General features: G+C 62.9%; 20 protein-coding genes and 1 pseudogene. 15 read left to right on the forward strand and 6 right to left on the reverse strand.

All coding sequences use genetic code 11. The annotated features are described in order from the left end of the window. Positions 1-32: 32 nt before the first annotated feature. On the reverse strand, positions 33-1,310 hold the full coding sequence (locus tag DMB86_RS12885; RefSeq protein ID WP_113718165.1) for an NAD(P)/FAD-dependent oxidoreductase: 1,278 nt from the start codon (positions 1,308-1,310) through the stop codon (positions 33-35). Positions 1,311-1,339: 29 nt separating this feature from the next. Then, on the reverse strand, positions 1,340-2,014 hold the full coding sequence (locus tag DMB86_RS12890) for a haloacid dehalogenase type II (RefSeq protein WP_113718166.1): 675 nt from the start codon (positions 2,012-2,014) through the stop codon (positions 1,340-1,342). 411 nt (positions 2,015-2,425) lie between these two features. Between DMB86_RS12890 and DMB86_RS12895 the strand changes: the two genes are divergently transcribed. From DMB86_RS12895 to DMB86_RS12930, 8 genes are all read left to right on the forward strand, one after another. Then, the gene (locus DMB86_RS12895; protein ID WP_113718167.1) at positions 2,426-3,361 is read left to right on the forward strand and encodes an ABC transporter substrate-binding protein; all 936 of its coding nucleotides are present in this window, start codon (positions 2,426-2,428) and stop codon (positions 3,359-3,361) included. Positions 3,362-3,410: 49 nt separating this feature from the next. Beyond that, on the forward strand, positions 3,411-4,307 hold the full coding sequence (locus DMB86_RS12900; protein ID WP_113718168.1) for an amino acid ABC transporter permease: 897 nt from the start codon (positions 3,411-3,413) through the stop codon (positions 4,305-4,307). Beyond that, a complete protein-coding gene (locus DMB86_RS12905; RefSeq protein ID WP_113718169.1) occupies positions 4,304-5,071 on the forward strand; it encodes an amino acid ABC transporter ATP-binding protein in 768 nt (255 codons plus the stop codon). The genes DMB86_RS12900 and DMB86_RS12905 overlap by 4 nt, the downstream gene beginning before the upstream one ends. Positions 5,072-5,073: 2 nt before the next feature. Next, positions 5,074-6,207 carry an N-methyl-L-tryptophan oxidase gene (solA, locus tag DMB86_RS12910; protein WP_113718170.1) on the forward strand — a complete coding sequence of 378 codons (1,134 nt, stop codon included), beginning with the start codon at positions 5,074-5,076 and terminating at the stop codon, positions 6,205-6,207. Positions 6,208-6,285: 78 nt separating this feature from the next. Continuing rightward, positions 6,286-7,539, forward strand: a complete 1,254-nt coding sequence (locus DMB86_RS12915; protein ID WP_113718171.1) for an aspartate aminotransferase family protein — start codon at positions 6,286-6,288, stop codon at positions 7,537-7,539. Between the two features lie 28 nt (positions 7,540-7,567). Beyond that, complete coding sequence (locus DMB86_RS12920) at positions 7,568-9,022, forward strand: NAD-dependent succinate-semialdehyde dehydrogenase (protein WP_113718172.1); 1,455 nt, start codon at positions 7,568-7,570, stop codon at positions 9,020-9,022. Between the two features lie 41 nt (positions 9,023-9,063). Further along, complete coding sequence (locus DMB86_RS12925) at positions 9,064-9,756, forward strand: GntR family transcriptional regulator (protein WP_113719556.1); 693 nt, start codon at positions 9,064-9,066, stop codon at positions 9,754-9,756. 234 nt (positions 9,757-9,990) lie between these two features. Further along, complete coding sequence (locus DMB86_RS12930; RefSeq protein ID WP_227878358.1) at positions 9,991-10,683, forward strand: GntR family transcriptional regulator; 693 nt, start codon at positions 9,991-9,993, stop codon at positions 10,681-10,683. 252 nt (positions 10,684-10,935) lie between these two features. On the opposite strand, the gene DMB86_RS12935 is transcribed toward DMB86_RS12930, so the two are convergent. Beyond that, the gene (locus DMB86_RS12935) at positions 10,936-11,271 is read right to left on the reverse strand and encodes a cupin domain-containing protein (RefSeq protein ID WP_227878359.1); all 336 of its coding nucleotides are present in this window, start codon (positions 11,269-11,271) and stop codon (positions 10,936-10,938) included. A gap of 1,007 nt (positions 11,272-12,278) precedes the next feature. Here DMB86_RS12935 and DMB86_RS12940 point away from each other — a divergent pair. The 7 genes and pseudogenes from DMB86_RS12940 (at position 12,279) to DMB86_RS12970 (ending at position 20,679) form a co-directional block, all read left to right on the forward strand. Beyond that, entirely contained in the window at positions 12,279-13,310 is a 1,032-nt protein-coding gene (locus DMB86_RS12940) for a LacI family DNA-binding transcriptional regulator (RefSeq protein WP_113718175.1), read from the forward strand. 166 nt (positions 13,311-13,476) lie between these two features. Continuing rightward, a complete protein-coding gene (locus DMB86_RS12945; protein WP_227878360.1) occupies positions 13,477-14,730 on the forward strand; it encodes a sugar ABC transporter substrate-binding protein in 1,254 nt (417 codons plus the stop codon). A 184-nt stretch (positions 14,731-14,914) separates the two neighbouring features. Then, positions 14,915-15,754 carry a carbohydrate ABC transporter permease gene (locus DMB86_RS12950; protein WP_227878361.1) on the forward strand — a complete coding sequence of 280 codons (840 nt, stop codon included), beginning with the start codon at positions 14,915-14,917 and terminating at the stop codon, positions 15,752-15,754. 3 nt (positions 15,755-15,757) lie between these two features. Further along, a complete protein-coding gene (locus tag DMB86_RS12955; RefSeq protein WP_113718178.1) occupies positions 15,758-16,684 on the forward strand; it encodes a carbohydrate ABC transporter permease in 927 nt (308 codons plus the stop codon). 42 nt (positions 16,685-16,726) lie between these two features. Continuing rightward, positions 16,727-17,674 carry a carbohydrate kinase family protein gene (locus tag DMB86_RS12960; RefSeq protein ID WP_113718179.1) on the forward strand — a complete coding sequence of 316 codons (948 nt, stop codon included), beginning with the start codon at positions 16,727-16,729 and terminating at the stop codon, positions 17,672-17,674. 43 nt (positions 17,675-17,717) lie between these two features. Further along, a complete protein-coding gene (locus DMB86_RS12965) occupies positions 17,718-19,301 on the forward strand; it encodes a glycoside hydrolase family 32 protein (RefSeq protein ID WP_113718180.1) in 1,584 nt (527 codons plus the stop codon). 306 nt (positions 19,302-19,607) lie between these two features. After that, positions 19,608-20,679, forward strand: a pseudogene (locus DMB86_RS12970) (IS1595 family transposase). Between the two features lie 183 nt (positions 20,680-20,862). Here DMB86_RS12970 and DMB86_RS12975 read toward each other — a convergent pair. The 3 genes from DMB86_RS12975 to DMB86_RS12985 all read right to left on the reverse strand — a co-directional run bounded on the left by DMB86_RS12975 (position 20,863) and on the right by DMB86_RS12985 (position 23,658). Then, positions 20,863-21,612 carry an SDR family NAD(P)-dependent oxidoreductase gene (locus DMB86_RS12975; protein WP_113718181.1) on the reverse strand — a complete coding sequence of 250 codons (750 nt, stop codon included), beginning with the start codon at positions 21,610-21,612 and terminating at the stop codon, positions 20,863-20,865. Between the two features lie 67 nt (positions 21,613-21,679). Next, positions 21,680-22,759, reverse strand: a complete 1,080-nt coding sequence (locus tag DMB86_RS12980) for a Gfo/Idh/MocA family protein (RefSeq protein WP_227878362.1) — start codon at positions 22,757-22,759, stop codon at positions 21,680-21,682. Next, complete coding sequence (locus tag DMB86_RS12985) at positions 22,756-23,658, reverse strand: sugar phosphate isomerase/epimerase family protein (RefSeq protein WP_113718182.1); 903 nt, start codon at positions 23,656-23,658, stop codon at positions 22,756-22,758. The genes DMB86_RS12980 and DMB86_RS12985 overlap by 4 nt, the downstream gene beginning before the upstream one ends. Position 23,659: the final 1 nt, after the last annotated feature.

The following is a 23,659-nucleotide window of genomic DNA, read 5'->3' on the forward strand; positions in this document are numbered from 1 at the left end:
TGTTGATGTGAGCATGGGAACCCTTAATGTGCCTATTTGACTCGGTCGATGATTTTTGCTGCTGCGCCGATGAAGGGCAGGAACCAGGGCGGGCCGAAGTGGCCCGGCACGGGCGGGTTTTTCAAGGTTTCCCAGACGTTGGCGCTCTTGTCCCCTGCCATGTAGTGGGCCATCCTCTTGCCCATGTGGGCTGCCATCTGCACCCCGTGTCCGCTGTAGCAGAGCGAGTAGAAGAGTCCGTCGTGGACGCCGGCGTGGACCATCTGGTCCATGGAAAGGTCCACCAGTCCGCCCCAGATGTAGTCCACTTTGGCGTTGGAGAGATACGGGAAGAGTTCGAGCATGGCCTTGCGCAGGATCCCGGCGCTCTTCACATCCGAGTCCGGGCTGGACAGGGCAAAACGGGCCCTGCCGCCGAAGAGCAGCCTGTTGTCCGGGGTGATCCGGAAGTAGTAGGTCAGCATTTTGCTGTCCGACGCCTGGCGCCGGTGGGGCAGGATGCGGTTGACCACGTCTTCGGGCAGCGGTTCGGTGCAGATGATGAAGCTGCCCACCGGGATCACCCGCCGCTGCAGCCACGGGGTGATCCCGCCGGTGTAGCCGCTGGTGGCCACCAGGACCTGCTTGGCCCGGGTGATGCCCCGGGTTGTGTGCACGTCGTGCACGGTGCCGGAAACCTTTTTCAGTTCTGTGACACCGGCGTTCTCGCAGATGACGGCTCCTGCGGCGGCTCCCGCCCCGGCCAGGCCATGCACGAACTTGCCCACATGCAGGCCTGCCCCGAGGGGGTCAAGCATCGCTCCCTGGTAGAAGTCGGTGCCGATTTCGCTGTGGATCTCGGACTTGGGGATGACGGTGACATGGTGGTCGGCCAGGGCGGCCAGCTTCTCCTGTGATTTCAGGAAACCCTCATAGTGGGATTTATGGAAGGCCAGCGAGAGCTTTCCGAAGCGGTTGTAGTCGCAGTCGATGCCGTTGTCCCGTACGAGCTTTTCGATGCTGTCAATGGCGTCGGTGTATTCGCGGAACATTTCCACGGCACGGGTTTCCCCATATCGCTTGACGGCAGTGCTGAAGCCGATGGCCAGGCCGGTGGTCGCCATTCCCCCGTTGCGGCCGGACGCGCCCCACCCCACGGTGTGGCGTTCAAAAACGGCAACGCTCGCGCCTTGATTGGCAAATTCCAGGGCCGCGGACAACCCTGTAAAGCCGGCGCCGATGATGGCCACATCGACGTTCTCGGGGACCGGAGCCTGCCGGTAATCGCCGGAGGGCTCGGCAGTGTCCAGCCAGTAGGGAATGAGTTTCACGGTGTGTGGCCTTTCGCTTCAATGTGGGTTTAGAGACCGAGGTGATTGTTGAGTTCGTCCAGGGACTTGACAGTGGTGAGGTCGTAGCCCTCCCCAATGGGGTCGTAGCCGCGGTCCAGCATGACGAGGTTCCGGAAGCCCATGTCGTGCATCGGGTGCATGTCGTAGCGGGTGTGGGAGGAGACGTGCAGGAAGTCCTCCGGCGTCGCGTTCAGGGTGTCGAGCATGTATTCGAAGGCCTGGTAGCGCGGCTTGTAGGCCTGGGCCTGCTCAGCGGTGTAGACGGCGTGGAAGTCGGCGCCGAGCCTGGGAATGCTGATGTCCAGGAAGCTGTCGTCCGCGTTGGACAGGGCCACCAGCTTGTAGTTCTCGCCCATCTTCTTCAGCGGAGCCGGCACGTCCTCGTGGGCAACCCAGCCGCGTGCAGCCTCGGCGAACTGTTCGCCGGCACCCTCGGTCGGCCCAATGCCCCAGCGCCTGCACACCCGGTCAAAGGAATCCTGAAGGATCGCCTCGTAGGGCTTGTAGTCGCCAAGGACCTCGTCGAACCGGTAGCCGCGGAACTGCTTCTTGAACGCAAGCCACTGCTCTTCAGGGATGCGGCCATCAAGCAGGCGGCGGGTGGTGGGGTCAATGTCGAAGTTGATGAGCGTGCCATAGATGTCAAAAGAGATGTACTTCGGCCGGAAGTTCGTATCCGTCATGATTCGTCCGTTTCCTTGGTTCTTGAAGGGGAGGCCCGGAAGTCCGAGCTGTTGCCTTCCATTCGTCTGCGCGGGACGGCGTCTTCTGGCCCTTCGGGCGGGGCCAGATGCCCGCTGTACCGACTGTAGGACCGGAGATTGTAGATTGTCAACAGTTTGGGCGGGGAGATTCTTCCCACCCGGGGCGCGACGAAAATTAGTTGATTTATTTTTTCGTCAATTGTTGACAATCGGCGATCCGGGGGGTTGCATTGCTTTAGATGCGGAACGAGATCCTGATCACAATCCGCAGGCAGGACCAGCCCAGCGCCTCCTCACATTGTGCAAGCACCGGGCGGGCCTGAGGATTCTACAACAGCTGCGCCCATCTCAGCGGATCAACTTCCGCTGAATCATTCGAAGGGAAGCACCATGAAAACCAGAAACAAAGTACAGACCGCAGCGGCGGCACTTGCCGTTGTGTTGGCCCTCAGCGCCTGTGGAAGCACCGCCGCAGGCACAACGGCGTCCGGCAACTCGAAGACCTCCGACACGGCGGACATCTCCGCAGGCGTCCAGCCCGACCAGAACGCCGTCAAGCTGCTGCCGGACCCGATCAAGAAGAAGGGCACGATCTCGGTCGCGATGGAGCTGGCGTATCCGCCGACCTCGTTCCTGACCCCGTCGAACGTGCCCGCGGGCTTCAACGTGGACATCTCCCGATTGATCGCGGCCAGGCTTGGTCTGAAACTGGATATCCAGAATGTGCAGTTCGCGACGATCATCCCCGGGCTTACCGGTGGGCGCTACGACTTCACCGCCACGGACATGTCGAAGACCGCGTCTCGGCTCAAGGTCCTGGACATGATCGACTACTGGAAAGACGGGTCCTCGCTCGGCGTCAAGACAGGAAATCCGGAGAAGCTCGACATCAACGACTCCTCGATCTGCGGCAAGTCGATCGCGGTGCTGCCCGGGGCCACGCAGCAGCAGACATACCTGCCGCTCGTCTCAACAAAATGCACCGATAGCGGGAAGCCTGCAGTCAGGGCAGTGGTGCTGCCGAACGTCAATGCGGCGCTGTCCCAGCTCGCCTCAGGCCGGATCGACGGGATCTTCTACGACACCCCGTCACTGGCCTACGCCGCGAAGCAGGACGGGAACGCCTTCAGCGTCGCCGCAGCGCAGTACGCCAAGCCGGCGAGCCTGGGCACCGATCTGGTGGCTATCGCCCTGCCGAAGGGTTCGCCACTGACGAAGGCGGTGCAGGCGGCCATGCAGTCGACCATGGACAGCCCGCAGTACAAGCAGGCGCTGGCGAACTGGGGCCTGGAATCGGGTGCCATCACAGATGCCAAGCTCAACTAGGAGAGGTGCTCCGATGCTGCAGACCGTCAGTCACAGAAACGGGACCACTATGAACGGGACCGATCCGGCCCTCAAGCCCAGGCTCCGGCGCCGGAGCACCTTTGAGTACGTCGCCTGGGTTGTGTGCAGCCTGATCGGTCTGGGCATCCTGGCCTCGGTTGCGACCAATCCGAACTTCCACTGGGATGTGATTGCCCAGTACTTCACCGAGGAAAGCATCCTGCGCGGGCTGATGCTCACGATCTTCCTCACGGTCGCCAGCATGGTCCTGGGGACCCTCCTCGGGCTGGGGCTGGCTATCATGAGGTCCTCCAAGATCAAGCCCGTCGCCGCCACGGCCGGTGTCTACCTCACCTTCTTCCGTGGCACCCCGGTCCTGGTCCAGCTGATTTTCTGGTTCAACATCGCCGCGCTCTACCCGAATCTCACCATTGGCATCCCGTTCACGAACATCGGCACCGCCGTCGACGTCAATGCCTTGATCGGCCCCATCACGGCAGCCCTGATCGGCTTGACCACGAACGAAGCCGCCTACATGGCCGAAATCATCCGCGGCGGCTTCCAGTCCGTGGGCAAGGGCCAGATCGAGGCGGCCGACTCCCTGGGCATGAGCGCCGCCACGAAAATGCGCAAGGTCATCATCCCCCAGGCAATGCCCTCGATCATCCCGGCCACCGGCAACCAGGTCATCGGCATGTTCAAGGAAACCTCCCTCGTCAGTGTGCTGGGCGTCGCGGAACTGCTCCAAAGCGCGCAGCTGATCTACGCCCGCACCTACGAAACCATCCCGCTGCTCATCGTCGCCAGCCTCTGGTACCTCCTGATGACCTTGCTGCTGAGCTACCCGCAATCCAAACTCGAGAAAAAATACTCCCACACAACCTCCCGAATTCCCCGAAAGGCGAAAAAAGTTGTGCTGACCGAACCGGAAGGGATCGCACGATGAGCGCCGACGGAACCATCCTCGCCCAACGCATCCGGAAGTCCTTCGGACCCAAAACAGTCCTCAAGGACATCGACCTGAACATCGCCAGCGGCGAAATCTGCACCATCATCGGACCCAGCGGCTCCGGAAAATCCACTCTCCTGCGCTGCATCAACGGCCTGGAGACCGTTGACTCGGGAGTCCTGAAAGTCAACGGCGAAGACTTCGGCTACTACGAAACCGACACCGCCTACCACGCCCTGACCCCGAAGAAACTCGCCCAGCAGCGCACCAGGGTCGGCATGGTCTTCCAACAGTTCAACCTCTTCCCCAACATGACCGCACACGAGAACATCATGGCCGGCCCAGTCCTGGTCAAACATGCCGACAAGAAACAAACCGCCAAACGCGCCCACGAACTGCTCGCCAGCGTTGGCCTGGCCGGATTCGGGGACTGCTACCCCGCCCAGCTCTCCGGCGGCCAGCAACAACGCGTCGCCATCGCCCGGTCCCTGGCCATGGACCCCGAGATCATGCTCTTCGACGAACCCACCTCCGCCCTGGACCCCGAAAAAGTCGGCGAAGTCCTCGCCGTCATGCAGGACCTCGCCAAGAAGGGCATGACCATGGTCGTGGTCACCCACGAAATGGGCTTCGCCCGCGAAGTGGCCGACTCCCTGATCTTCATGGACGACGGCTGCGCCGTCGAACGCGGCGACGCCCGCGAGGTCCTCTCCCACCCCAAAGAGCCCCGCACCCAGGCCTTCCTGAAGCAGGTGCTCTGACCATGGACGGAAAACTCGCCGTCATCGGACTGGGCAGCATCGGAAGCATGGCCCTCTGGCAGGCCTCACGCCTGACCCAGGACGTCGTCGGATTCGAAGCCCAGGCCCCCGCCCACGCCCGCAGCGCCGTAGGCGGGGACACCCGCCTCTTCCGGATGCACTACCGCGGAGTGCCCGACTACTACCCCATCCTGGAACGCTCACGGGATCTCTGGGCCGAACTGGAAGCGAACACCGGCCAAAACATCCTCACCCGCTGCGGCGGGCTCTCCATCGGAACCGCCGGCGGGCCCTACATCACCAAGCTTCTGGAAATCACCAGGACCAACGGCGCCAAACACGAAATCCTCAGCCGCGAAGACATGGCCGAACGCTACCCGCAACACAACCTCCGCGACGACGACATCGCCGTCTTCGACCCCAACGCCGGCGCCCTGCGCACCGACCTCGCAGTCACCGCCGCGGTTCAGGCCGCGGAAGCCAACGGCGCAACGATCCACATCAACACTCCGATCGAGAGCATGACCGAAACCGCCGACGGCGTCCTCATCACCTCCGGCGAGCACTCCTGGACTTTTGAGAACGTCATCGTCTCCTCCGGCGGCTGGTCCCAGCGGCTGATGCCCGACTATCTGAAGGCGGCAACGGAACCCAACCGGTGCTTCCTGACCTGGTTCGTCGCCCGGAACCCACTGGAGTTCTGCCCAGAGAAGTTCCCCATCTTCATCCGGATCTCCGGGGAACGCTCAATGTACGGGGCCCCCGCCGTCGATGGCGCGACGGTCAAGGCAACCCTGGACGGCCGCGGAGCACCGGCAGAGGATGCCGATTCAGTGCTCAGGGAACTCACCCCGGCGGAAATCCAGGAAACCACAGAAACCGTCACGGATTTCTTCCCCGGCCTCGTCCCCAACATCGTGCGCTCGGACGCGTTCCCGGACCTCTTCACCGTGGACGGGAACCCCCTGATGGGCTACCTGAACGACCAAAGCAAAATCTACTTCGCCACCGGCTTCTCCGGCCAAGGCTTCAAAATGGCCACCGGATACGGTGAAATCGCCGCCGGCGAAGCCCTCGGCATGCACACCTTCGACGGGCTTGGATTTGCGCGTCCCCAACGCTTCAAGGCACTTTGACACACACGTCACCCGACGGCGGCCCCCACCCTGCCGCCTATTGTTGACAATCGACAATTTCTAAGAAAGTATGAAATTATGGCAACTCTCAGTCCCCTTCTCAAGCAGGCCACGCCGGTTGTCGTGGACCATGCCCTCGGCAGTTGGATCTATGCAACCGACGGCAAACGGTATCTCGATTTCACGACTGGAATCGGTGTGACCAGCACAGGCCACTGCCATCCCGATGTCGTTGCGGCAGCACGCGAGCAGGTGGGCAGGATTGTCCATGCCCAGTACACCACCGTGATGCACAAGCCCCTGCTTGAGCTCACGGAAAGACTGGGAGACTTCCTGCCCTCGGGACTGGACAGTGTTTTCTACGCCACGTCCGGCTCCGAGGCAGTGGAAGCGTCCGTCCGCCTCGCGCGCATGGCCACCGGACGGCCCAACATCATCTCCTTCCACGGCGGCTTCCACGGCCGGACAGTGGGCGCCGCCTCGCTCACCACGGCCGGCACGAAGTTCCGATCCGGCTTCTCCCCCCTCATGGGCGGAGTGCACGTCGCCCCCTTCCCCCATGCCTACCGCTATGGATGGGATGAGGAAACGGCAGTCAACTTCGCCCTGAAGGAACTGGATCACCTCCTCCTGAGCATCAGCGGCCCCGCGGATACGGCGGCTTTCATCATCGAACCCGTACTGGGAGACGGCGGATACATTCCCACGCCCCCCGCTTTCCTGCAGGGATTGCGGGAACGCGCTGACCGTCATGGAATAGTGCTCATCCTGGATGAGGTCCAGGCGGGGGTGGGCCGGACCGGAAAGTTCTGGGGCCACGATTGGGCAGAGATCACTCCCGACGTGGTCATCACCGCGAAGGGCCTCGCCAGCGGCTTCCCCATCTCAGCCATCGCGGCGTCAACTGAGCTGATGGGCAAGGCGTGGCCGGGTTCACAGGGCGGCACCTACGGTGGAAACGCCGTAGCAGCCGCAGCCGGCATTGCCACCCTGGGCGTTATTGAGCGGGAGAACCTGGTGGAGAATGCCATGGTCCGGGGGAACGAGCTGCGGGCAGGGCTCGAGGTGCTCCAGGCAGAAGTTGCAGGAATTGGAAATGTACGGGGCCGCGGCCTCATGCAAGGCGTCGAATTCACCTCTGCCGATCACGAGCCTGATGCGGCCATGGCGCTGGCAGTCCAGCAGGCCGCCGTCAAGGAAGAGCTTCTGCTACTCACCTGCGGACCCAATGGCAACGTCGTCCGCATCATTCCGGCGCTGAACGTAAGCAGTGACGAAATCCAGACAGGCCTGGCCAAGTTCACCCAGGCGCTGAAGAGCGCCACCTCCTAACGTCCCCTACAATCCTTGAAAGCGTGACATGAACTCCTCATTCGACCCCACAGGTCTTCACACGGAACTGTTCATCGATGGCGTCTGGCGAAACGCCGCCAGCGGCGCCACGTTCCCGGTGGAAAATCCCGCCACCCATGAGATCATCGCCCACGTGGCCGACGGCGGCCGGGAGGAAGCCCGCGCGGCCATCGAGGCCGCGGGCCGCGCCCAGGCCACGTGGGGCAAGTCCACGCCCCGGGAACGTGCCGACATTTTGCGGCGCGCCTTTGAGCTGGTGGTTGCCAACACCGACCGCCTGGCGGCGATCATGACCGCGGAGATGGGCAAGCCGCTGGCCGAAGCCCGGGGCGAAGTGGCTTACGGCGCCGACATGCTTCGCTGGTTCTCCGAGGAAGCTGTCCGCATCGGCGGTGACAGCGCCACGTCCGTGGACGGGAACACACGCATCCTCATCACCAAGGAACCGGTCGGCCCGTCCGTGTTGGTCACCCCATGGAACTTCCCGCTGGCCATGGGCGCCCGGAAAATCGCGCCCGCCGTTGCCGCGGGATGCACCATGGTGTTCAAGCCCGCCGAGCTGACACCACTGACGTCCTTGGCGCTGGTGGCCCTCTTCAAGGAAGCAGGACTTCCCGACGGCGTGCTGAACGTTGTGACCACCTCGGGCGCCTCCAGCGTGGTGCGGACATGGACGGACAGCGGAATTGCCCGCAAGATCAGCTTCACCGGCTCCACCGGGGTGGGCAAGATCCTCCTGAAGCAGGCCGCCGAGAACGTCATGCGCTCCTCCATGGAGCTCGGCGGAAACGCCCCGTTCATTATCCTTGCCGACGCGGACATTGAAAAGGCTGTTGACGGCGCCATGAAGGCAAAAATGCGGAACATGGGCGAGGCCTGCACCGCCGCGAACCGCTTTTTCGTACACCGGTCAGTGGTGGAGGAATTCAGCGAGAAGTTCGCCAAGAAGATCTCCGAACTGCGGGTAGGTGACGGCGGGGTGGAAGGAACCGAAGTCGGCCCCCTGATCGAACAGAAGGGCCTGGACAAGGTGGAGGGCCTGGTCAGGGATGCGGTTTCCAAGGGTGCACGCGTCCTGACCGGTGGAAGCCGCCGGGAGGGTCCGGGATACTTTTACACCCCGACAGTCCTGACGGACGTCTCCTTGGATTCCGAGTTGATGAGCACCGAAATTTTTGGTCCGGTGGCCGCCATTTCCCCGTTCGACAGCGAGGACGAAGTACTCCGCCTCGCCAACGACACCGAGTGGGGCCTCGTTGGCTACGTCTTTACTGAGAACATGGACAAGGCACTGCGCTTTTCCGCAGAACTGGAAGTCGGCATGGTCGGAGTGAACACCGGCCTTGTTTCCAATCCCGCGGCACCGTTCGGAGGCGTCAAGCAGTCCGGACTGGGGCGCGAAGGCGGCAAGATTGGCATCGAGGAATTTCTTGAGACCAAGTACACCGCAATATCAATCTAAGAATCATGTAGTTAGTCAAAGAGTGAAATGAGGCGATGGCCATGGCGGCACCGGAGGGAATATTCATGCTGGAGGGCCGGCCCACGGCACAGCTGATCGCGGACCAGTTGCGGGAACAGATTGTCCAGGGTGCGTTTCGTCCCGGTGAGCAGATCAATGAATCGGTTCTGGCAGGCCAGCTGCACACCTCCAGGGGTCCCGTCCGTGAGGCGTTGCAGCGGCTGTGCCAGGAAGGGATCCTGGTCAGCCATCGAAACAGGGGCGTCTTCGTCCTGGAACTCTCGACCGATGACGTCAGGGAGATCTACGCAGTCCGTGAGGCCGTGGAATCAACCGCGGCAGACGCGCTGCTGGATGCCGGTCAGGAGCAGGTTGAGCACACGTGCCAGGCCTTGACAGCCATCATTGGTGACATGGCGAAGCAGGTTGCCGTTTCGGACTGGCAGGCCATTGCCCGGCTGGACATGGAGTTCCACAACGCCTTCGTGGCCGGCGCAGGCAACACACGCCTGATCCGGATCTACCAAACCCTCGCGGCGGAATCAAGGATGTGCATTCTCAACCTGGCCGTCGCCTACCCCCGGATCGACGTCCTCGTGGAGGAACACCAAAACATCCTCGATCTGCTCGAGACAAGCAACAGGGAGGAACTCCATAAAGCCCTCAAACGCCACATGGAAACGGCGGTTGAGGACCTCACCGTCACAAGGGAAGAGGCGAACTCCACCTCCTGAAACGTTCCTCGCGCATCAATCAAAAGGGAAGTCCGGATCCAACGGATCCGGACTTCCCTTTTTGAGCATCACGGCTGACCCACCAGGAGGTGGACGGCGCCGAGCCGAACGAGAAAGCCTCGTGCCCGATGAAGGCGCCCAAGGCATCATGGATCCATAACTGGCTAAGAAATGCAATCAACCCAAGAGCGAAGTGAGGGAACAGCAATGGCGGCACCGGAAGGATCGTTGGTAGTGGAGGGAAGGCCCACGGCGCAGCTGATCGCCGACCGGCTGCGGGAACAAATTGTCCAGGGGATATTCCGCCCCGGCGAGCAGATTAACGAATCTGTCCTGGCAGGCAGGCTGAGCTCATCCAGGGGTCCTGTCCGTGAGGCGCTGCAGCGCCTGTCCCAGGAAGGGATTCTGGTCAGCCATCGGAACCGGGGAGTGTTCGTCCTCGAGCTTTCAGACGACGACATTAGGGAGATTTACGCGGTACGCCAGGCTGTGGAGTCAACCGCAGCGAACGCACTGCTGGATGGAGGGCAGGAACAACTCAAGGACACCTGTCAGACCCTGGAGGCCATCATTGGCGACCTGGCGGAGCAGGTTGCCGTCTCGGACTGGCAAGAGATTGCACGCCTCGATATGCGGTTCCACACCGCCTTCGTGGCCGGGGCCGGCAACACCCGCCTGATCCGGATCTACCAAACCCTCGTGGCGGAATCGAGGATGTGTATTCTCAACCTGGCCGTAGCCTACCCCCGGATAGACGTCCTCGTGGAGGAACACCAAAACATCCTCGACTTGCTACTGGCAGGCAAAAGACCAGCCCTCCAGGAGGCCATCAAAGAGCACATGCGGAAGGCCGTGGAGGATCTGACCGCCCCACGGAATGAGAACGAAGTCACCGCGAAAGAATCCTGGCCTGCAGCGTCGTCGTAGGGCCGGAGCTAAGTACTTCGGGGGCTTTACCCGCGACGCGCTTCCCGCAACGCCATTCGGTGCCGTCGTCCCCGCATTGTGGCCGGTCCTTGGCTTCGCACTTGGATTCCGAGACGGGAAGGAGCCCCGGGCGGCTGCTCCCGCCCGGGGCCCCTTCAGGTCAGTCGCGCGCGAACCAGCCGCCAACGTTGCCATGAGCATTGGAATTCGGCAAGCCGGCAACCCTCGCTTTCGCGTTGCTGCGAGTCCGGATTAGGCCGGAAGGTCCTTCACGACCCACATCTTGCGGAGCGTTTCATGGATGACCCAGGTCCCCTCCCAACCGGCAGGCGTCACGAACAAAGAACCGGGACCAATCTCAAAGCTGCCGCCATCCGGTTCAATGATGGTGGCGCTCCCACTCAGAATCTGGCAGATCTCGTCGTAGCCGGGGCGGGTGCTGTTGAACGTCCCCGGTGTTACCTCCCAGATTCCGGTCCTGAGGTCCTCCCTGGCCCAAAGGCCCAGGGAAACCTCGGTCTGTCCCGGGGTAGTCGAGGTTTCCTTTGATTTGTGCTCCCCAGGGTTCACCGTTGTTGCATCTCTCATGACGGTCGCCTTGACCATGGTTACTCCTTCTTGGGCTGCGCCCCTCTACTGAACGTGCCCTCCTTCATTGGAAGGCACGTTCTTCATCCTAACAATTGTCAACAATCTACGATAGAGCCCGGGGTGAATTTTACGCCCTTGGCTTTGATCAGCGGGCAAGGATGCCCCCCATTGTGACCCTGGAAGGCCAGATGTGCGACGTGATCGCGCCCACCAGGCGGTGACGTTCCCTTGGCCGCCGCTTCGGGTCCGGCCCCGGGCCCACCATGGCCGTGACCTGCGGCTCTGAATCATAGATCGGGGTCATTTGGGGCCAACTCCCCCCAATTCATCAAAATTTCACACCCCTTTCACTCCCCTTTTGACTGTCGTGCCTTGTCCGGCCAGTCACAGAGCTTTTCTGCACCGTGCACGGATGGGTCAGTTGGCGGCGGGTTTTGACTTTGACCGAGCCGCGCGCCGATATCGTCGGTCCTAGTCGAACCGCCGCCCTTGGCCGAGGCATGCAGGAATTCAAGGTCCTGGGGGGAGATGCAGTGGGCCGTGCTGCATCAATTGCCATGCCTGCATTGCCCGGGACCGCCTTGATGACCCGAGCGACAGTAGCCGATACAGGGATGTCGTCGTTTTCAGCTTTCCACCGCAGCAAATGACCAACCAGCTGAATAAGGGCACCGCCGGCAGCTGCGGCAGCTGAACATAGCGAAGCCGGGGCGATTGTGAAAGAAGCTCCCTGGAACCTTTCGGCGAGCGAAATTTCCACCTCCTGAAACGCGGAGCCATGCACGTCAATATTCTCAGCAAGGGCAGAAAAACTGTCCTTCCTTGGCTGAGCGGTCCGAAACTGTAGCCAGAGGGCTCATAACGAGCAGGCCAACCGGCAGCGTGTCGTGGAAGGTGTCGAATTTGGCCGCCAGTTAAACCAATTCGGCTCGAATCCTTGACAATGCCAAAACGTTTTCGTAACGTGGTTCACACAATATGCCAAAACGTTTTGGGAGTGTGGAATGAGCAGCAGGGTAGGGATACGTCAGGTGGCGAAGGCTGCGGGGGTGTCGGTGACCACGGTGTCCCATGCGCTTAACGACGTCGGCGGCGCCCGTGTCAGTGAGGAGACCAGACAGCGGGTCCAGGCGGTGGCCCGGGAAATGAACTATGCACCCAACCGGCTGGCCAGTGGATTGCGCAATCAGCGTTCCGGGACCATCGGATTCATCAGCGATGAAATTTCCACAACACCCTTCGCGGGGCGGATGATTCTTGGTGCGCAGGAAGCGGCCAAGAAGAAGGGCCTGTTGCTGCTGCTGCTGAACACCGCGGGTGACGTTGAGGTTGAGGAAGCGGAGATCAGGGCACTGCTCCAGCACCAGGTCGATGGGATCGTCTACGCCACGATGTACCACCGCCAGGTGGACGTTCCCGAACTGCTCAGCGGCATCCCCACGGTCCTGGCGGACGCCTCGGCTCCGGGGGCGCGGGTCTCCTCCGTGGTGCCGGATGAGGAGCGCGGCGCACGCAGTGCTGTGTCCGAGTTGTTGGCCGCAGGGCACCGGCGGATCGGATTCGTCACGAACGAGGACAACATTCCAGCAACCAGGCAGCGCCTGGCAGGCTACAAGGCGGCCTTACGGGACTACGGGGTCGCGTATGAGCCTTCCCTGGTAGTCGCGCACCGGTCCACGGCCGCTGGCGGCTTCAATGCGGCCGCCCATCTTTTATCGCTGGATGACAGCCCCACTGCCCTGTTCTGCTTCAATGACCAGATGGCCATGGGCGCCTATCAGGCCGCTGCGGTGGCAGGGCTGAGCATTCCCGCCGATCTGTCAGTCATTGGTTTCGACAACTTGGAGATCATCGCCGGCAATCTCCTTCCAGCACTGACCACTATGCAACTTCCCCACTACGAAATGGGCGTCTGGGCCATAGAGCAGCTGGAACAGGAAATTGCCCGGCCCGCCGGTCCTGACGATTCCGTGAAGCAGGTCCTGCTGGACTGCCCCCTGGTACGTCGCGACTCGGTCGCCCCACCTTCCCGGTAGACCCGGCGCCCGGCCAATGGTCGGGCACCGGGGCCGTGGCCACTCTTGCCCGTTGCACCGGGCATCTCGAGGGCCGGCGAAGCCGCCGTCCCACATTATCTATGGAGGAAACACTGTGAAATCTCACAAAGTACGGCAGCTCACTGCCGCCAGTATAGCGGTCCTGGTGGCCGGTCTTTCGCTCGCTGGATGCAGTTCCGGCCCTGCGCCCTCCGGCTCTTCGGGCGCGTCCGGCAACGCGATCACGCTGTGGACGCACAACGCGGGCAACCCGGCCGAACTGGCGGCGGATCAAAAGATCGTGACCGCTTTCAACGCCAGCCAGAGCAAATACAAGGTCAATGTCCAGGCTTTCCCGCAGGCCTCCTACAACCAGTCGGTGGTCGCCGCCGCGGCCGCGGGGAAGCTCCCCTGCGTGCTGGACATTGACGGCCCGACGGTGCCTGACTGGGCCTGGGCAAAATATCTGGCTCCACTGGAGCTGGGATCCTCGATCGCCAACCAGTTGCCCAGCACGGTGGGCAAGTGGAATGGCAAGGTTTACGCGGTGGGCTACTACGACGTGGCCTTGGCCATGTTCGCCCGGAAGTCCGTGCTCGCCGATGCTGGCATTAGGATTCCCACCGTTTCGGATCCCTGGACCGGAACTGAATTCAACGCCGCCCTGGCCGCACTGAAAAAGACCGGGAAGTGGGCCGCGCCATTGGACCTGGGCACCAGCGGAACCGGTGAATGGTGGACGTACGCCTACTCCCCGATGCTGCAAAGCTTTGGTGGCGACCTGGTCAACCGCTCCGACTATCAAAGCGCCGATGGGGCCCTTAACGGTCCTGCCGCCGTCAAGTGGGCGACGTGGATGCGCGGGCTGGTCACCCAGGGCATCATCGCCCAAAAATCGGGTGCGGATGCGAATGCCGATCTGATCAACAACAAAACCGCCATCGAGTACAGCGGTTCCTGGGCGGCCGCGCCGCTCTCCAAGGCACTGGGCAGCGACCTCGCCGTCCTTCCGGCGGTGAACTTCGGCGCCGGTCCGAAGATCGGTGGCGGCTCCTGGGAGTGGGGCATGACCAACAGCTGTGGAAACAAGGCCGCGGCCACCGCCTACCTGAAATTCTCCCTTCAGCCCCGGTACCAAACCGGAGTCGCCGTCGCTGCCGGCACCATCCCTGCCGACCAGTCCCCCGCCTCGCTGAAACTCGACCCCAGCTACGGCCCGGGCGGAACGAACGAGATCTTCGCAAAGATGTCCAGCAAGTTCGCCGAACTGCGTCCCCCGACACCGGCGTACCCGTTCATCTCCACCACGTTTACGACCGCGGCCCAGAACATCCTTGCCGGGGCCGATGCCAAGAGCACCCTTGACCAGGCCGTTCAGAGCATTGATGCCAACATCAAGACAAACAACGGCTACAAGTAGCCGATCAACGGACTCGTTCTTTATCCGGGTGCGGGCGGCACGCCCGCACCCGGTCCAACCCTTTGGACACATCATGCTTCTATCCCAAACCACCCGCGCCGCAACGGGTGCCCCTCGCCCTCCCCGTCGCAGACGCCGCAACATACTTAGTGGCTCACGCGGTGAATCACTCACCGGCTTGGGCATGGTCGCCCCGGCCCTGATCCTGCTGGCGCTGTTCATCTTCATCCCGGCACTGCTTGCCTTCGTGCTGGCCTTCACCAATGCCCAGCTCATCTCGCCAAACCCCATCCAATTCACGGGACTGACGAACTTCATCCAGCTTTTCCATGACCCCGTGTTTTACCGGTCCCTGGTGAACACGCTGTATTTCGCCGTCGTTGTCGTCCCGGTGCAGGCCGGCGCGGCACTGGTCATGGCCATCCTGGTCAACACCAAGACCCGCGGCACCAGCTTCTTCCGCACCATCTATTTCCTGCCCGTGGTGACCTCAATGGTGGTCGTTTCCATGCTCTGGCTGTTCATGTACCAGCAACACGGCCTGATCAACCAGGTCATCCACCAGCTCAGCTTCGGCCTGGTGACCGGGCCTGACTGGCTCAACAACCCCGCAACGTCGATGCCCGCCATCATCTTGATGTCCGTCTGGCAAGGTGTCGGCTTCCACATGATCATCTGGCTTTCCGGACTCCAAACCATTGCCCCGGACCTGTACGAGGCGGCCTCGCTTGACGGTGTCACGCCGTGGCAGCGTTTTCGCTACGTCACCTGGCCGGGGCTGCGCAACACCCGCGCCCTGGTTCTGGTGACCATCACCATCCAAGCGTTGAGCCTGTTCACCCAGGTCAGTGTCATGACCCAGGGCGGTCCGCTCTACTCCACGACGACCATGGTGTACGAAGCCGTCCAGACCGGCTACCAGCAGCAACAAACCAGCTACGCGTCGGCCATTTCACTGGTCTTCTTCGCCCTGGTCCTCATCGTCGCCGCCATCCAGCGGTTCCTCACCCGAGAAAAGGCCTGAGCAATGGCTACCACCACAACAACATCCGCCCACGCCCAGTCCACAGCAGTCGGCAAGCGCCCTCGCGCACCCCGCCACATCCTTGCCACCGTCGCCAAAACCGTCCTGGCCCTGGTCTTCGTGCTTCCCATCATCTTCATGTTCATCTCCTCGCTCAAGCCGGACTCACAAATATTCGCCGATCTGGGCTCCCTGAAGGCCTTCCTGCCCGTCGGACACATCTCCTTCGCCAATTACACCGACGTCTTTAGCCGGGTGCCGATCCTGCAGTTCCTGATGAACTCAGTCGGCATTTCCGCCGTCACAGTCATTTTGGGATTGCTGGTGAACTCGCTGGCCGCCTTTGCGCTTTCCCGCATGCGGATACGGGGCAAAAGGATCATTCTCACATTGATCATTGCCACACTGGTCGTTCCGTTCGAGACCCTCGCACTGCCGCTGGTCTGGTGGGTCAACCAACTTCCCTGGCTGCAGATCAATGGATTCGACCTGTCCCTCACGCACGGCTGGCTTGACACCTACCGGGTCCAAATCATTCCCTTCATCGCCAACGCCTTCTCCGTCTACCTCTTCCACCAATACTTCGACAGTATTCCCAAGGAACTCGACGAAGCAGCAAGAATGGACGGCGCCGGCTGGTTCACCATTTACCGCAAGATCCTCATGCCGCTCTCCGGGCCCGCCATTGCGACCGTTGCCATTTTGACATTCCTCCCGGCCTGGAACTCATACCTGTGGCCCATCATGGTCATCCAATCCGAGAACCTGCGTCCGGTCATGGTCGGCGTCGAATACTTCTATCAGCTCAACGTGGCTTGGGGACAAATCATGGCCTACACCACCATGATCACCCTGCCCATCCTTGTCCTGTTCATCGCCTTCCAGCGCTCGTTCGTCAACAGCATCGCCAGCACCGGCGTCAAAGGCTGACAACCCCACCCGCACCGCACCCCCATCCCCAAGGACCTTCCTATGCCCCACCACCCGCCCCCCGACGGAGTGCCCGAAAAGAACGTGATGGTGGTCGGTGAAGCGCTCACCGACATCGTCCACACCCCCCACGGATCAACCGAACATCCCGGCGGTTCCCCGGCCAACGTCGCCTACGGGCTCGCCCGCCTGGGAGTCTCCACATCGCTCCTCACAGCCCTGGCCCCGGATCCCCGCGGCAAAACCATCCGCCGCCACCTCACCGATGCCGGGGTGAGGCTGCTGCCCGAATCCTGCTCCCTGGCCAGAACGTCAACAGCCACCGCAACCATCGCCCCCGACGGCTCCGCCAGCTACGCCTTCGATACCACCTGGCAGCTGCCATCAACCGAAGACCTTCCCACACCACTGTTACTGCACACCGGATCCATAGCCACATTCCTGGAACCCGGAGCGGCTACCCTGCGCGCTCTGCTCGGGCGCCTTCACGGCACCTGCCGCATTAGCTACGACCCGAACATTCGTCCTTCCCTGCTCGGATCGCAAGCACACGCCAGATGCACCTTCGAGGACACCGCAGCCCTGAGCGACGTGGTCAAGCTCAGCCAGGAGGACGCCATCTGGCTCTACCCTGACTCCGAGCAGCACGACGTCATTGACACCATCCTGCGGCTGGGCGTGGAGCTGGTTGTCGTCACCGACGGGGCGGCCCGAGCAATCCTCGCCACGCGCAAACACCGGGTGACCGTCCACGCCGTGCGCACCAAAGTAGTGGACACCATCGGCGCCGGCGACTCCTACATGGCCGCACTGATCGCGGGCCTACTGGATACCGACCCGGGCACCCTCCCACCCCCGGCCCTCGCCTCACTGGGGCAAATGGCAGCCACCGCTGCTGCGATCACCGTCAGCAGGCGCGGAGCCCAGCCGCCAACGGCCGCGGAACTGAACCTGCCAGAAAACCAGGCACGCATCCCGGCTGCCGGCTAACCAGCCCCGTCATTCCCCCACGCACCCACGGAAAGTCCCACCCATGAACCCCAAAACCATCAACCACGCCCTCCAGCCCGCAGCTAAGCCACGGCCAGGCGGCGACGGCGTTGAGCCACCCCGCGAGGTGTCCGGTTCAGAAAACTACCGCCCAGCCATCCACTACACACCCCGCAGGAACTGGATCAACGATCCCAACGGACTACTGCACCACAACGGCCTCTATCATCTGTTCTACCAATACAACCCGAACTCCAGCGTGCACGCGAACATGTCTTGGGGCCACGCCAGCTCGACCGATTTACTCCACTGGGAAGAGCACCCGGTCGCCATTCCCTGTGACGAGGAGGAACAGATCTTCTCCGGCAGCGCCGTCTTCGACGCCCACAATTCCAGCGGCCTCGGCACCGTCGACAACCCACCCCTGGTGGCCGTCTACACCAGCGCCTACACCAACCCGTCCGCGCTAGCCGGCAGACAGGCCCAGTCCCTGGCTTACAGCCTGGACGGGGGCAGCATCTGGACCAAGTACGCGGCAAACCCCGTTCTGGACCGGGGATCCGCCAACTTCCGCGACCCCAAAGTCTTCCGCCATACCCAAGGCGAAGCCTCCTACTGGGTGATGGTGGCTGTCGAGGCCCAGGCCCGCACCGTGGAGTTATACCGCTCGGAGAACCTCACAGAGTGGACCCATCTCTCCAGCTTCGGACCCGCCAACGCCACCGGCGGCGTCTGGGAATGCCCGGACCTTTTCGAACTGCCCGTGGACGGGGACCCCGACACCACGCGCTGGATGCTCGTGGTCAACCTCAACCCTGGCGGCGTCGCCGGCGGCTCCGGGGCACAATACTTCATCGGTACCTTCAACGGCACGACCTTCACCCCCGAAAACACCACCACCGCCGGGACCGACGCCGGCACGAAACCGTTACGCCAATACGACTGGCTCGATTGGGGCAGGGACTACTACGCGGCCGTGTCCTACAACAACGCCCCGGACGGGCGGCGGATCATGACCGGCTGGATGAACAACTGGGACTACGCCGCCGACGTGCCGCATGAACCATGGTGCGGAGCCATGACCCTGCCCCGAGAAATCACCCTCACCCGCCACCACGGAGTCATCCGACCCAGCCAGCACGTCGTCCCGGAAATCGACAATAAATTCAAGGCCGCGGCGGCGTCAAGTGACGGGCCCAGAGTGATCCAGGACGAAATCCAGCTCCTGGCCACTCACGACGCCAACGAAGCGCAGCGAATCGATGCCGTCTTCACCCCCGGTACCGGAACCGAGTTCGGCCTGATCATCCGCGGCGGCAACGGCCACGGCACCCGCATCGCCTACAACACATCCACCGGCTGCCTCCACCTCGACCGAACCAAATCCGGCGTCGTTGCCTTCAACTCGCTATTCTCCTCCATCGAATCCGTCCCCGTACACCTCTCCAACGGAACACTGGCCCTACACATCTATCTGGACAAATCCTCAGTGGAAGTCTTCACCGCCGACGGACTGGCCACCATCACAGACCAAATCTTCCCCCTCGAAACCAGCCAGGAACTCTCCGCCTACGCAAACGGAGGTTCCGCCACCCTGGACAGCCTGACCATTGGATACCTCTCCTGACCGACCAGACCTGCGAACGATGACACCAACCGGACCCACACACACGTCAGGAGAGACCAAAAGACGATCAGTGACAACCTCCCGCAGCGGTCCCTGTGAGCTGCCTGCCTGACGAGCGTGTGACGCTAGTGGGTGCGGCTTGTGAAAAAGAGGAAAGGGGTATCCATCTTGGTGCCAAATGCGCTGGCTGGATGCGGGTAGGGGCTCGGGGCTCGGGGCTCGTAGGCTGAGGGCGTTGGATAAGAGAGTGTCCCCGCGAGGCGGCAACCTCCGGGGACGCGGACTACACCGTGAAGGGGTGTTGTCGTGGTTCAGGATACCGTTGCCCATCCGCACGATGCGAGGCCTGTCGCTGGCTGGCACTACCCCGGCCGGGTCGCGGATCTTCGAGCGTGGTTCTCCACCGATGCGGCGTGTCTGGCATACCTGGACTGGCTGCGATGGCCGGACGGGTTCGTGTGCCCGCACTGCGAGGCGGGGTCAGCGAGTATCGGCGGGTCGGGCGTGTATCGCTGCCGCGGCTGCCGCCGTCGAGTATCGGTCACGGCGGGCACGATCTTCGATAAGGCTCGGGTGCCGTTGACGACGTGGTTCGAGGCGGTCTGGCTGTTCACGTCGTCCAAGACCGGAGTCTCGGCGACGACGTTGCACCGTGTCCTGCCGATCAACTCCTACCAGACCGCGTGGACGATGCTCGGCAAGCTACGGGCCGTGCTGTCCCAGAGCGACCTGGAGCCGTTGACGGGCCGCGTCGAAGTCGACGAGACGTTCATCGGCGGCGTCAAGTCAGGCAAGCCGGGTCGCGGCGCGGCGGGGAAGGTGTGGGTCGCGGGCGCTGTCGAGATCACCGAGAACGGGTGGGGGCGTGCCCGCATGGCCGTCATCGAGGACGCCTCAGCGGCCTCGCTGCGGGGATTCATCACGGCGAACATCGCCCCTGGTTCCACGATCATCTCCGACGCGTGGAAGGGGTACCCGCCGGCGATGGACGGGTACGACCACGAGCCGTTCAACGTCTCTGCCTCCGGTAGCCCGGCGCACGAGTCGCTCCCCGCGATCCATCGCATCTTCTCGCTCGTGAAACGTCTCCTGGAGGGCACGTACCAGGGCGGTGGCTCCCACGAGCATCTGCGGGAGTACCTCGATGAGTACGTGTTCCGCTTCAACCGGCGCCACACGCGCAACCGGGGACTGGTGTTCATGCGGCTCCTGCAGCGAGCCCTCGCGTCCAAGCCGGTGACCTACCGCGCGCTTGTGCGTATCTCACGGCCGAAGGCAACGCACCCCACCGGAGTACACGCCAGCACTCGCGCCCACCCCCGGGACGCTGGATGTCCTTGCCATCGATCCTCCCTGGCGGCGTCCTCGCCCGACCTGACCATGACACGTTGAGACCGCAAGCTCGCGAGCATCGGGAACCCGTGGGCACCAAGATGGATACCCCTTATAGAGGAATATCCGACGCTAGGGATTTTTCGTGCGTCGTAGTGGCCTGTATTTGCGTGGTTTGATCTTGTTGGTGCGTGGGCACGGTAACCGACTGCGGGGTTGGTTCTCCAGGTCAGGTCCCCATGCCGAGGTGCGCCCCACCTGCCACGTCCAGGGTAACGCCTGTGATGTAGCGGTTGTCGGGGTCGGCCAGGAAGAGGATGGCGCGGGCGACTTCGTCGGGTTCGGCGAAGCGGCGCATGGGAAGTTGGGCGGCGCGTTTGGCCCGGTTGGCGGTTGCATCCGGGCCGGAGTCTTTTGCGAACTGCGCCCACATGGGAGTGTTCACGGGGCCGGGGGCAATGGCGTTGACGGAGATGCCGCGGGGTCCGAGTATCTCGGCGAAGGACCACATGATGTGAAGCACGGCGAGTTTGCTGGCGTTATAGGGCAGGTAGTTGCTGCGGGCTTCCTTGGCTGCGACGGAGGAGAGGATAACGATGGCGCCGGCGGTGCCGGTCCCAATCATTGACTGTGCCGTTTCCCGGACCATGGAAAACGTGCCGGAGGAGTTGATCCGCATGACGGATTCGTATTCTTCCGTCGTGGTGTCCATGATGTCCGGGGTGGCGCCCAGAACTCCGGCGGCGTGAATGAGGGCGTCGATGCGCCCGTACTTGCTGGTAACGTCCCGGACGACGGCGGCGCATTGTTCCTCGGAGGTGACGTCCAGCGGGAAGAAGGCGGCCAACTCCTGGCCCTCCTTGGGGGCCCGGTCGGCCCCTATGATGAGGGCTCCTTCGGCTCTGAGCGCATCGATGACTGCGTTGCCGATTCCGCCGCTCGATCCGGTCACCAGAACCACCTGCTCGTTGAGGCTCATTCGACATCTCCACTCGTGGGCTGGCTGATCCGCACTGTCCCTGGGGTTGATTTCCGGGGTGCTCTTTTCATTTGCCTGGTTCCTTACTGGGGGTGTTTGTACCGGCGTCCGCCTCGGGAGCGCCCGGTGCGGCACGTGGTGCCCTTGTGGCTTGGCTGTTGCCAGCCGTGGCATGGCTTTGCCATGGCCGGCCTTGTTGTTCCTCCGCGGGCAGTCCGGAGGCTGCGAGGATCCGATCGAGCAGCCGCTGGGTATGCACGGCCTCGCGGCCGGAGGTGAGGGGCTGTGCCCTGTCGACGACGCGGTCCAGGAAATGGTGGACGGCGGCGGAGAATCCGAGGGTGTCGGTCGCTGTGGCCCAACCGTAGGCCTCGGCGCTGAGCTCGCGCGATGTGGTGACTCCGTTGACGGTGGTCGATACGGTTTCGGGTGCACGCACCTCCACGGTCTTTCCGTCGCCGTAGGCGTCCAGTTTTTCGTTCCAGGCACCTGCGGTTCGGGCTGCCATCAGCACTCCGGTGTTGCCGGTACTGAAGCGGATGAGGGCTGCGACGCCGTCTTCTTCCCAGGGGTCATCGCCGGCTGCATGCGCGGCCACGTCCACGGGGTCGCCGCCGCAGTACCAGCGGAGCAGGTCGACCATGTGAATGGCGTTCTCGAACGTCGCGCGGTATTCCGAACCGGGGCGGTTCTTTTGGGCGACGCAGAAGGTGGCGCCCTTCTCACCGAACGCCTGCCGCCCTGCCGTGTAGACCGGTGCGTAGCGGCGGTTGAAGTCGACCATCAGGATGCGCCCGCGCTCCTCGGCGAGGTCCGCCAAACGTGCTGCCTCCACGGTGGCCGGAGCCAGGGGCTTTTCACAGAACACGTCGACGTCATTGTCCAGGCACAGCTGGACGGCGTGCGCGTGCTCGGACCGCGGTGTGAGGACGAAGACGGCGTCCAGCTCCTGGGCGGCCAGCATGTCCTCCACTGACCGGTATGCGGAACCGAAACCCCAGCGCCGGACCAGGTTTCCCGGGTCCTCCCGCCGGGACACCAGGGCAGCCAAGTCAACATCGTCGCGCTGTACGAGTGTGGGCAATTGGGCAATGGAGGCGATATTTCCCGCGCCGATGACGCCGACGCGCAGACGCTGGCCGTTCATCGTGCCTCCTGCACTTCCGCGAGATCGGAAAGCATTCCGCGCAGGGCGGTCGCTGATTCCCGGAACCCGTCCTCAGGGCTTGGGAGGTCCTGCGGGTGCCAGCGGTACTCATACTCGATGCTCAGCACATCATCGTAGCCGTGGCGCAGCAGGGCAGCGAGAATCCCGGGCCAGGGCAGGACACCGCTCCCGACAACTCGTGACCGGATGGAACGCTCGGAGGCATTGACGCGGGCCGTTTCCGTTGCGCGGAAGGCCGCCGAGGGATCGGTGAACACGAGATCCTTGACGTGTACGTGACCGATCAGCTCGCCTTGAACATCAAAGGCCTGTTCGAACGTCTCGTCGTGGGTGAAGGTCAGGTTGGCCTGGTCGTAGAGAACACGAACGGCCGGGTGCGCAACCTCCCGGACGAGCGCCGCGGTTTCGGCCGCAGTCTGGGTCATGGTCCCGAAATGGTTCTCCACGCACAGACGCACCCCGGCCTGTTCAGCCTCAGGTGCCAGGGCCTGCAGGGCCTCCCGCAGTCTCGCCCAGCGCCGGGCATGCTCGGCGTCACCCGGATGCCAGGAGCCCGCGTACACGCGCACCCGGTCGGCCCCGAGCAGATGCGCGGTCTCAATCGCGCCACGGAATTCGTCCACGCCGCCGCGCCATTCACTCTCGTCCAGAGCGTTGATGGCCGTGGTGTAGGGCGTCAGGCCAATGATGGGCAGGCCCTCATCTTCCGCCGCCCTCAATGCCTCCATGGCCGCGCGCCGGTCCCCCTGAGGGAGACCCGAAGTGTAGCCATCCTGGTAAATGACTTCTGCGGCATCGAGCCCTGCGGCCCGGAAAAGCCTGATGGCCTGCGGGACCGTATGGTTCGGAGTGCCTAGCGTGTGGCCTGCCAGTCGCATT

The sequence above is a fragment of the Arthrobacter dokdonellae genome, from assembly GCF_003268655.1.
GTDB lineage: Bacteria > Actinomycetota > Actinomycetes > Actinomycetales > Micrococcaceae > Specibacter > Specibacter dokdonellae.

Coding starts and splice junctions, on each gene's coding strand:
- DMB86_RS12985 (WP_113718182.1), bottom strand. CDS start 23,658: ATGCGACTGGCAGGCCACACGCTAGGCACTCCGAACCATACGGTCCCG.
- solA (WP_113718170.1), top strand. CDS start 5,074: ATGGACGGAAAACTCGCCGTCATCGGACTGGGCAGCATCGGAAGCATG.
- DMB86_RS12935 (WP_227878359.1), bottom strand. CDS start 11,271: ATGAGAGATGCAACAACGGTGAACCCTGGGGAGCACAAATCAAAGGAA.
- DMB86_RS12905 (WP_113718169.1), top strand. CDS start 4,304: ATGAGCGCCGACGGAACCATCCTCGCCCAACGCATCCGGAAGTCCTTC.
- DMB86_RS12965 (WP_113718180.1), top strand. CDS start 17,718: ATGAACCCCAAAACCATCAACCACGCCCTCCAGCCCGCAGCTAAGCCA.
- DMB86_RS12980 (WP_227878362.1), bottom strand. CDS start 22,759: ATGAACGGCCAGCGTCTGCGCGTCGGCGTCATCGGCGCGGGAAATATC.
- DMB86_RS12975 (WP_113718181.1), bottom strand. CDS start 21,612: ATGAGCCTCAACGAGCAGGTGGTTCTGGTGACCGGATCGAGCGGCGGA.
- DMB86_RS12925 (WP_113719556.1), top strand. CDS start 9,064: ATGGCGGCACCGGAGGGAATATTCATGCTGGAGGGCCGGCCCACGGCA.
- DMB86_RS12900 (WP_113718168.1), top strand. CDS start 3,411: ATGAACGGGACCGATCCGGCCCTCAAGCCCAGGCTCCGGCGCCGGAGC.
- DMB86_RS12940 (WP_113718175.1), top strand. CDS start 12,279: ATGAGCAGCAGGGTAGGGATACGTCAGGTGGCGAAGGCTGCGGGGGTG.
- DMB86_RS12890 (WP_113718166.1), bottom strand. CDS start 2,014: ATGACGGATACGAACTTCCGGCCGAAGTACATCTCTTTTGACATCTAT.
- DMB86_RS12950 (WP_227878361.1), top strand. CDS start 14,915: ATGGTCGCCCCGGCCCTGATCCTGCTGGCGCTGTTCATCTTCATCCCG.
- DMB86_RS12915 (WP_113718171.1), top strand. CDS start 6,286: ATGGCAACTCTCAGTCCCCTTCTCAAGCAGGCCACGCCGGTTGTCGTG.
- DMB86_RS12960 (WP_113718179.1), top strand. CDS start 16,727: ATGCCCCACCACCCGCCCCCCGACGGAGTGCCCGAAAAGAACGTGATG.
- DMB86_RS12920 (WP_113718172.1), top strand. CDS start 7,568: ATGAACTCCTCATTCGACCCCACAGGTCTTCACACGGAACTGTTCATC.
- DMB86_RS12955 (WP_113718178.1), top strand. CDS start 15,758: ATGGCTACCACCACAACAACATCCGCCCACGCCCAGTCCACAGCAGTC.
- DMB86_RS12895 (WP_113718167.1), top strand. CDS start 2,426: ATGAAAACCAGAAACAAAGTACAGACCGCAGCGGCGGCACTTGCCGTT.